The sequence below is a fragment of the Mesotoga infera genome, from assembly GCA_011045915.1.
In the GTDB taxonomy this organism is placed as follows: domain Bacteria; phylum Thermotogota; class Thermotogae; order Petrotogales; family Kosmotogaceae; genus Mesotoga; species Mesotoga infera_D.
The window spans coordinates 1-8,819 of the sequence record DSBT01000232.1 but is presented as its reverse complement, the minus strand read 5'-3'; the positions used below and the strand labels follow the sequence as shown (position 1 = coordinate 8,819).

The window sequence follows — 8,819 nt, the reverse complement described above, 5'->3', positions numbered from 1 at the left end:
TTCCAGGTTCTCCAAAGGGCAAATGGAAGGATTTGTGGCTGGAATGGCTCGAATTCCTGGAAGAAGAAGAATTCGCTAATCTGCTAAATGAAATCGATAGGCCCGAAAAAATGATCGGTTTAGGTCCCGGTTCAACTCCGGCCGGCGACGACCTTATTGTCGGCCTGGTCATGGCTTTCAGACTCACCGGCAAGGATAACAGTGAATTGGGAATTGATCGCAATACGCTTGGCAGAAAGACAGAATGGTTCTCATCCGAGATGATAAGAGATGCTCTCGACGGGAAGTTTTGGAAGAGGGGGATTGAGCTGGCCAGTGCACTTGCAGAAGATGATGTCGCCAGGGTCCTCGAGAAGACAGGAAGAATCGTTGACTGGGGCCATTTGTCGGGAAAGGCCTGGCTTGCAGGATTAGCGTGCGGTCTTGAACAGAGTGGAATCTATTAGGTTTGATACAGAAAGACTGTTTGAAGTAATCTTACGATTTGAGACTACTCTAGCTGTGAAGTTTTCTGATGGAGGTTCCAATGAAGAGAATAGAGGTTGTGAAAGGTGAGTACTATGACAGCGTTACACTAATGCTGGTTGCGAAGGAGCTCAAGAAGATTGAGGGAGTAGGCGATGCAGCTCTGAATATGGCGACGGAAGCAAATGTGAGTATCATGAGGGAGGCCGGCTTCGAAGTAGAAACCGATTCCCTTTCGCCCGATGATCTTCTTATTGGAATTGACTTTGAAGGCGAAGGAACTGAAAATCTCTTTGAAACAGCTCGTTCTTATCTTGCTCGCCCTCCCTGGAGAAAGGAAGAGAAAGACGCAGAGTACTCGCCGTCCACTCTGTCAGGAGCTCTAACCGTGTTGCCGGAAGCGAATCTTGCGCTGATATCTCTTCCCGGCAGATACGCAGCGGCTGAAGCGATGAAGGCATTAAAGAGAGGCCTGAATGTAATGCTTTATTCCGACAACGTTCCAATTGAAGACGAGGTTGAACTCAAGCGATTCGCAGAGAAGAACGATCTTATCGTTATGGGTCCCGACTGTGGCACAGCGGTCATAAAGGGAAAAGGGCTTGGCTTCTCGAACGTATGTCCAACCGGTTCGATAGGAATTGTAGCGGCTTCGGGCACCGGCCTTCAGGAAGTCATGGTTCAGCTCAGCAGACGGAATTTGGGCGTGAAACACGCAGTAGGGACAGGTGGAAGAGACGTCAAGAGTTCCGTGGGAGGGATATCCTTTCTCAGGGCCATAAAGGAACTCGCTGAGGATTCGGAAATCTCGATCATTGTTGCTATCGGAAAACCACCTGCTCCTGAGATAAGGAGGAAGATACTGGAAGCTCTAAGAGAAGCAGGCAAGAAGAGTGTGATCTGCTTCATGGGAGACGCGGCGCAAAAAGACGAAGAAACTCTTCATTACACTTCCCAACTCGAGGAGTGCGCCGTAGTTGCGGAGGCTCTTAATGAGGGCGGGGACGTGACTCTTGCTAGAGAAAAGCTCAGGGCTGAGTATGCAAAAGTATCTGGAAAGACTTCTGCCGGAGAATTGCACGGGAGATATCTCCGAGGCCTTTTTACCGGTGGGACTCTTTGTTATGAAGCTCAGTATATTGCTCAGTCATACATAAATCCAATCTATGGAAATGCTCCTTTAAGAAAGGATCTTAAGCTAGAGAACAGCCTGAAACCAGTTGGACATTCCTTCATAGATTATGGCGAGGACGAGTTCACCCAGGGCAGACTGCATCCAATGATAGATCCTTCGTTTAGAGCCGAACAGCTGAAGGAACAGTCGGAGGATTCTTCCGTAGCAGTCATACTATTCGATGTCGTTTTAGGATATGGTAGCGCTGAGAACCCTACTTCGGATTTGGCAGAGGCGATTAGATCTGTCAAGAGAGACATAAAGCCGGTTTATGTAGCTTATGTGTGCGGAACAGATAGAGACCCTCAAGACATTGAAAAGCAGCGGTCCCTGCTGGAAAGTGTAGGCGTGATAGTCTGCGAAAGCAACGCGAGGGCCGCGATTCTTGCTGCTAACATCCTTTCAAGAAGGGAGCGTTGACGATGTCCTTCAAAGAATTACTGGAAGACGGCCCGAGAGTTGTGAATCTTGGAATGGACAAATTCTACCTTGATCTTCTCGATCAAGAGGTTCCTGCAGCACAAGTCAACTGGAGGCCTCCTCTGGTGAAGACTTCGATGATGGAGAAATTGAAAAGGCTGAGAGGTGATGACGTTGAATAATATTGAACAGGCAAATTCAGTTGCATTAGAAAGGCTTTTGAAAGCCGAACCACAGATCGTTGATCTAGGTCTTGCAAGAGACGTTGTACCGGGGTTTGGAGATAAGATGATACTTCATGCTGGACCTCCCATAGCCTGGGAGAGAATGTCGGGGCCAATAGTCGGGGCCGTAACTGGCGCGATCCTTTATGAAGGCTGGGCAGATACTCCTGAGAAAGCCAAAGCCTTCGCAGAAGGCAATATCTCGTTCGATCCCTGTCACCACCACAACGCGGTTGGTCCGATGGCAGGTATAGTATCTCCCAATCTGCCAGTGTGGATTATTGAAGAGAAGAACACCGGGAAGAAGAGCTATGCAACGTTAAACGAAGGACTTGGAAAAGTCTTGCGCATGGGCGCCTTCAGCGACGAGGTCATCGAAAGACTTCACTGGATGCGCGAAGTGCTCTATCCCGTGCTCAAAAACGGAGTAAGAAGATACGTTGCAGACAACGGCGGGCTCAGTTTGAAGAGCCTCATTTCCCAATCTCTTCACATGGGAGACGAGCTTCACAATCGCAACAGGGCGGCTACATCTCTTCTAATTCGAACTCTCGTACCTTCACTTATAGATGCGGAGAGCGATAATCCCGATCTTTCGAGAGTAGTCAGGTTCATGGCCGGCAACGATCATTTTTTTCTTAATCCGGGAATGGCTGCGGCGAAAGTCTCGCTGGACAGTGTCGGCTATGTTGAGGGCTCCAGTATGCTGACAGTAATGGCGCGAAATGGGACGGATTTCGGAATTCAAGTCGCCGGTCTGAAGAAGAGATGGTTCACATGTCAGGCCGCTCTTCCGGATGTTCTGCTCTTCCCTGGATTCACAAGGGAAGACGTTAATCGTGACATTGGAGACAGCGCAATAATGGAGACTTACGGAGTTGGGGGTTTTGCCCTGGCTGCGGCCCCTGCGATCGTCCAGTTTGTTGGCGGCACTCCACAAGACGCACTTAATTATACAAAAGAGATGTATGAAATCTGTGTTGGAGAGAACAAGCATTTTACAATCCCTTCCCTCAATTTCCGGGGAACGCCGACCGGTATAGATCTTATCAAAGTTGTCGAGACCGGAATCACACCGATCCTGGATACGGGTGCGGCTCATCGAGAGGCCGGTAAAGGACAGGTTGGTGCGGGAATAGTAAGGATGCCGTCTGAAGCATTTGTGAAGGCGGCAGAAGCCTTCGCCGAGGAATATTCTAAATAAAGGAGGTAAACTATGGTACCTAAGAACTGGGACAAGATCAGGATCTATGAGCTATCTCAACCGATCAGCCATCTCACGCCGCCGTGGCCAACCTACGAGCCTCTGCAAATAAAATTCTTCAAGAGGCTGGCCCCAAATGGAGCGAACGGACAGTTATTGACTCACTCCAACCATGTCGGAACCCATCTGGATGGTTCTCTCCACTTTTGTACTCACGGAAGAGACATCGCAAGCATACCTCTGAATGAGCTCGTGGCTCCGGGAGTCATCGTGGATCTTTCAGACATTGCGGAGGATTATGGAATCTACACATCAAAGGACATTGAAGATAGGGTTGAGGTCAAGGAAGGAGATATTCTTATCATCAACACAGGATATCACAAATATGCCTTTGATCAGCCGGAAGCAGACGAAGTAAGATACATGATCAAGCATCCGGGGCCGACCAGAGAATTTGCCGAGTGGTGCAAGAGGAAGAAGATAAAGTGGATCGGAGTCGACTGCGGCTCAGCAGACCATCCAATGAATACGAGGATTCGCGACTGGATGCCTGTTCAGGCAAAAGAGTGCGATCAATACCTGCAGAAGAAGTATGGAAAATCTCTCCAGGAGATCTTCCCTGACGAGGACTACCAGCTGATGCACGTGCTTCTCTTCCCGTACGACATTATACACGCCGAGAATGTTGGTGGAGAGATCGACAAGATATTGAACAAGAGGATGGTCATTGGCTGTTTCCCATGGAGATTCGTTGGGGGAGAGTCCTGTATAAGCAGGATTGTGGCTTTCGATGAAGAGGAATAAATACATTTGAAAGAGTGGCGATAACTGATGCGTGATTTCGTTCTTGAAAGACCGCGCTCGATTTCGGAAGCTTTGAAAATTCTGAAAAACCATGGAGAGAAAGCTATTCTCAAGAGCGGCGGCACGGATGTCATTGTCTGGCTGCACAAGTCGCTTAAGGAGCCAGAATATTTGGTAGATCTGACTTCGATCGACGGGCTAAAAGGAATAGTGATAAACGAGGACAACATAGAGATAAGAGCGCTAGTAACGCTGAATCAGATTATCGAGGACAGTGCAGTTAACCGATACTTTCCGGCCCTGGTACAGGCCTGCAAAGCGCATTCCGATCCTTTGGTCAGAAACCGCGCTACTGTGGTGGGCAATATCTGTGCCGCAGTTCCTTCCGGCGACATGATAGCACCTCTGATGTGTTATGACGCTAAGGTCGAAATCGTCGGCTCGAACGGAGGAAGGAAAGTTCCGATCTCCGATTTCATAACCGGACCAAAGATGACTTCCCTAAGGCAAGAGGAGATCGTAACGGGTATAAGAATTGCGATTCCATTTGTAGATACAAGCGGTTGCTACCTTAAGGCAATAAGGAGAGAGGCTCTCGATATAGCCCAGGCAGCTGTATGCTGCGCTCTTTTTAAGGGAGACATCCGGGAGTTCAGAATCGCTTTCTGTGCCGTCTCGCCCAGACCACTGAGAGCAGTTGAAGCCGAGAAGCTGCTAAACTCTTCCAGTGTCATCGACGGCAGTATTATCGAAAACGCTGCAAGGCTTGCTTCGGAGGCGGTCAATCCCATTACCGATGTGAGAGCTTCGAGAGAATACAGGATTGATATGATAAGAGAACTTACAAGAAGAGCAATATCGATTTGTCTCAGAGGTCCAGTGGAAGAAGGTGGTCCCGGATGAAAGACAAATACGTAACACTAAGGATCAACGGTCGAAAAACCACTCTGGTAGTTGAAGATAGAACGACTCTTCTTACCGCGCTGAGAGAATACGGGGTTACGAGCCTGAAGAGAGGTTGTGAAGAGGGCGAGTGCGGAGCGTGCACCGTAATCATGAATGGACTTCCTCAGAAGTCATGCCTGATACTGGCGCGAGAAGCCGAAGGGACAGAGATCCTTACAGTGGAGGGGCTTGTGAAGAAAGGGAGACTCCATCCAATTCAGCAGGCCTTCATCGATGAAGGGGCAATTCAGTGCGGTTACTGCACACCCGGGATGGTGATGACAACTTACGCCCTGCTATTGAAAAACCCATCGCCGGAAGAGGAGGAGATCAGGGAAGCCCTTTCGGGAAACATTTGCAGATGCACAGGTTACCTGTCAATAATAAGGGCAGTGAAGAAAAGCGCCGATATTCTCTCCGGAAAGGCAAAAGGAGGTGAACTGCGTGAAGACGATTAAGACAAAGACGGGAATTGGGAAGTGGCTACCCAGAAAGTACGATCTCCAAAAGGCAGAAGGCACACTACAATTTGCAGACGATCTCCGATTCGGTCCAGAACTGCTTCACGCAGCTGTTGTTCGTTCGTCTGTGGCTCATGGCGAGATTATCGACATCGATTACTCAGAGGCTTTGAAGATGCCTAAGGTCGTTAAGGTCATTGTCGGCGAAGACTTTCCACATCATTTTGGACTTTATCTTAAGGATAGAACCCCTATGGCAATCGGCAGAACAAGATACGTCGGGGAACCCGTTGCGCTTGTCGTTGCAGAAACTGAAGAGGACGCGAAAGAAGCAGTGAAGAAGGTGAAGGTGACATATAAAGAGCTTGAGCCAGTCTTCGATCCCGTCAAGGCGGCGACCACGAACTCGGTGCTTGTTCACCCCGATCTTCATAAATACGAGCACGTAGATTTCATTACTCCTCAGCCGAACACCAATATTGCCAACTGGTTCAGAATAAGAAAGGGAAATACCGAAGCGGCCTTCAAAAAAGCCGCGCATGTCTTTGAAGAGACGATAACCTGCCCTCAAATCGCTCATGGTTTCATCGAGACTTTCTGCGCGATATGTAAACAGGACCCCGGGTCCGGAGAGATTACTATCTGGACAAGCGCCCAGTCGGCCTTCACTGTGAGAGATATTATCGCCAAAGGCATAAACTATCCTCTGCATAAGATCAGGGTGATCGCTCCGCCTATTGGTGGAGGTTTTGGTGGAAAGGCTGGAATGACAGTCGAGGCCCTGTGCCTTGCCGCTGCAATGGATGAAGATCTCAAAGGAAGGCCAGTGAAATTGTTCATTCCAAGAGAAGAAGTCCTCTTGAGTTCGTGGGTCCGCCAGGGATTTGTTGCCCGAATCGAGCTTGCCGTTGATAAAGATGGATTTATGCAAGGAATCCGCAATACTTTCTGGTTCGATACGGGAATCTCGGCGGAGTATGGAGCCAATCCGGTCAGGAGCGCAGGATATACTTCAATGGGAGCATACAACATTCCAAATGTCTGGGCCGACTGCTATGCAGTATATACGAACAAACCCTTTGGAGGAGCTTACAGGGGCTTCGGGCTCCCGGAACTCATGAGCGCTCTTGAAGTCGTAGTAGATATCGTTGCTCATAAACTGAAGATCGATCCGGTAGAGTTCAGAAAGAAAAACCTTCTCATGAAAGGGCAGACAACATGCACCGGAATGCCCATGCACGATCATGCCCTTGACAAGATAATCGACAAGGTGGCCAGGAAGATAGATGTTCTCAAAGAGGAGCCGCCTACCAGAAAGGGCTGGAAAAGGGGAAAGGGAATAGCTCTGGCTATCAAGGCTCCTGCAACGCCCGCCGACGCCTCGTCCTCTGCAATCGTCAAGCTCAACGGAGATGGAACAGTCGAAGTTCTAGCAGCAACGATGGACATGGGTCAGGGAACATACAGTGCTTTTGCACAAATCGTGTCCGAAGAGCTCGGTATTCCATACGACTGGATCAAAGTCTATTATCCTGACACTCAGAGCCATCCATACGATTGGCAGACAGTCGCCAGCAGATCCTGCTGGTCAATGGGGATGGCCGTGAAAAGAGCGGCCAGCGAGCTGAGAGAGAAACTCCTTGCGCTGTTTGCCGAATACTGGCAGACACCAGTCGAAAGCATAAGCATAGAGTACGGAGTAGTCAAGTGTCACAAACTTGGCAAGAGCGAAAGGATTGACGAAAGAGTTCAGAACGGCTTCAAAATGCCAGACGGAATTCTGAAAGGCGGCCCGATAATAGGAAGCGGCTCATTTACACCGCCTGATTTGATCTATCCCGATCCGGACACCGGGCAGTCTCCCAAGAGTGTAGCTCACTTCACTCTTGGCGCAGTGGGAATAGACATGGAAGTCGATCCGGCGACTGGGAGGATCATTATAAACAGAGTCTGTGCGGGTTACGATGTCGGTAAAGCCATCACTCCGATAAACATCAAAGGTCAGATTGAAGGAGGAACGGTTCAGGGTCTCTCGGCCTGCCTGATGGAAGGCATGACGTACGACGAACATGGCAGATTGCTGACTCCGGACTTCACGGACTACAAGATCGCCACAATAAAGGATGCTCCCGGCGAGATCGACGCTTTCTGGGAAGAGACCCCGGAAGAGATCTCTCCATACGGCAATCGCGGTGTGGGCGAGCATTCGATGATCGCTCCCGCTCCTGCAACAAACAATGCGCTGTTCAGAGCGACGGGAATGAGGATTCACAGCTATCCGTTAAGCAGAGAGAGGGTTTACAAAGCCCTGAAGGCAAAAGAGAAGGGCGAGACTGATTTCTGGGAATGGCCCTATGCTCTGGATCTGGCATATGAGCACGCAAAGAAGGAGTGGTGAGACTAGATCTATTTCTCCTGTGCCCTGATTTCTTGGTAGAGTCGGAATGATCGAAGGCATCCGTGGAAATGCGGGTGCCTTTCTGGTCACATGCATCAAATGATTTGCTTGACAAGTCTGAAATGTATTGTATTATATTATCTATAAGAGAAAGAGAAGCTTCGAGAAGGAGAAGAAGTCTATGCTTAATTCGAATTCAGAGCCGGGGATTACAGAGTAAAAGGCTTTTCAGGGACAGGTTGCTTGTCCATTCTCTTCACACATACTCTTCATGTTATTTTGTTCTTAAAACAAATATTGACAGAAACGTTCATAATTGAATCAACTTGTTTGATGAATACTTCAAGACAGGAGGAGACGAAGTATGCCAAGGTTTGAAGAAGTAGACCTTAAACGTCCTGCAGCCGAGAGAGAAGAAGAAGTACTCTCCTATTGGCGAGAAGACGATCTTGCGACTAGAAGTGTGACAGAAAGGGAAGGAAGCCCCGAGTTCGTGTTTTTCGAGGGACCTCCAACGGCTAACGGGATGCCCGGAATTCATCACGTAATCTCAAGAACACTGAAGGATGCCGTGTGCCGTTTCAAGACGATGCAGGGATACCAGGTTAGGCGAAAGGCCGGCTGGGATACCCACGGTCTTCCCGTAGAAATCGAAGTTGAAAAGCAGCTTGGCTTCTCCTCGAAGCAGGAGATAGAAGACTTTGGCATAGAAAAATTCAATGAG

9 protein-coding genes are annotated in these 8,819 nt (G+C 49.0%); all 9 read left to right on the top strand.

The genetic code is table 11. The annotated features are described in order from the left end of the window. Positions 1 to 446, top strand: a 446-nt coding sequence (locus tag ENN47_08045; GenBank protein ID HDP78119.1) for a DUF2877 domain-containing protein, incomplete at its 5' end; no start/stop codon positions are given. A gap of 80 nt (positions 447 to 526) precedes the next feature. Next, positions 527 to 2,059, top strand: a complete 1,533-nt coding sequence (gene fdrA, locus ENN47_08040; protein HDP78118.1) for an acyl-CoA synthetase FdrA — start codon at positions 527 to 529, stop codon at positions 2,057 to 2,059. Positions 2,060 to 2,061: 2 nt separating this feature from the next. Further along, complete coding sequence (locus ENN47_08035; protein ID HDP78117.1) at positions 2,062 to 2,241, top strand: hypothetical protein; 180 nt, start codon at positions 2,062 to 2,064, stop codon at positions 2,239 to 2,241. Further along, positions 2,225 to 3,487, top strand: a complete 1,263-nt coding sequence (locus tag ENN47_08030; protein ID HDP78116.1) for a DUF1116 domain-containing protein — start codon at positions 2,225 to 2,227, stop codon at positions 3,485 to 3,487. Before ENN47_08035 ends, ENN47_08030 begins: the two co-directional genes overlap by 17 nt. A 12-nt stretch (positions 3,488 to 3,499) precedes the next feature. Then, positions 3,500 to 4,291 carry a cyclase family protein gene (locus ENN47_08025; GenBank protein ID HDP78115.1) on the top strand — a complete coding sequence of 264 codons (792 nt, stop codon included), beginning with the start codon at positions 3,500 to 3,502 and terminating at the stop codon, positions 4,289 to 4,291. 27 nt (positions 4,292 to 4,318) lie between these two features. Continuing rightward, entirely contained in the window at positions 4,319 to 5,194 is an 876-nt protein-coding gene (locus ENN47_08020; GenBank protein ID HDP78114.1) for a xanthine dehydrogenase family protein subunit M, read from the top strand. Next, entirely contained in the window at positions 5,191 to 5,694 is a 504-nt protein-coding gene (locus ENN47_08015) for a (2Fe-2S)-binding protein (GenBank protein HDP78113.1), read from the top strand. Before ENN47_08020 ends, ENN47_08015 begins: the two co-directional genes overlap by 4 nt. Next, on the top strand, positions 5,681 to 8,095 hold the full coding sequence (locus ENN47_08010; protein ID HDP78112.1) for a xanthine dehydrogenase family protein molybdopterin-binding subunit: 2,415 nt from the start codon (positions 5,681 to 5,683) through the stop codon (positions 8,093 to 8,095). Before ENN47_08015 ends, ENN47_08010 begins: the two co-directional genes overlap by 14 nt. A 364-nt stretch (positions 8,096 to 8,459) precedes the next feature. Further along, the coding region (locus ENN47_08005) for an isoleucine--tRNA ligase (GenBank protein HDP78111.1) at positions 8,460 to 8,819 on the top strand (360 nt) is incomplete at its 3' end.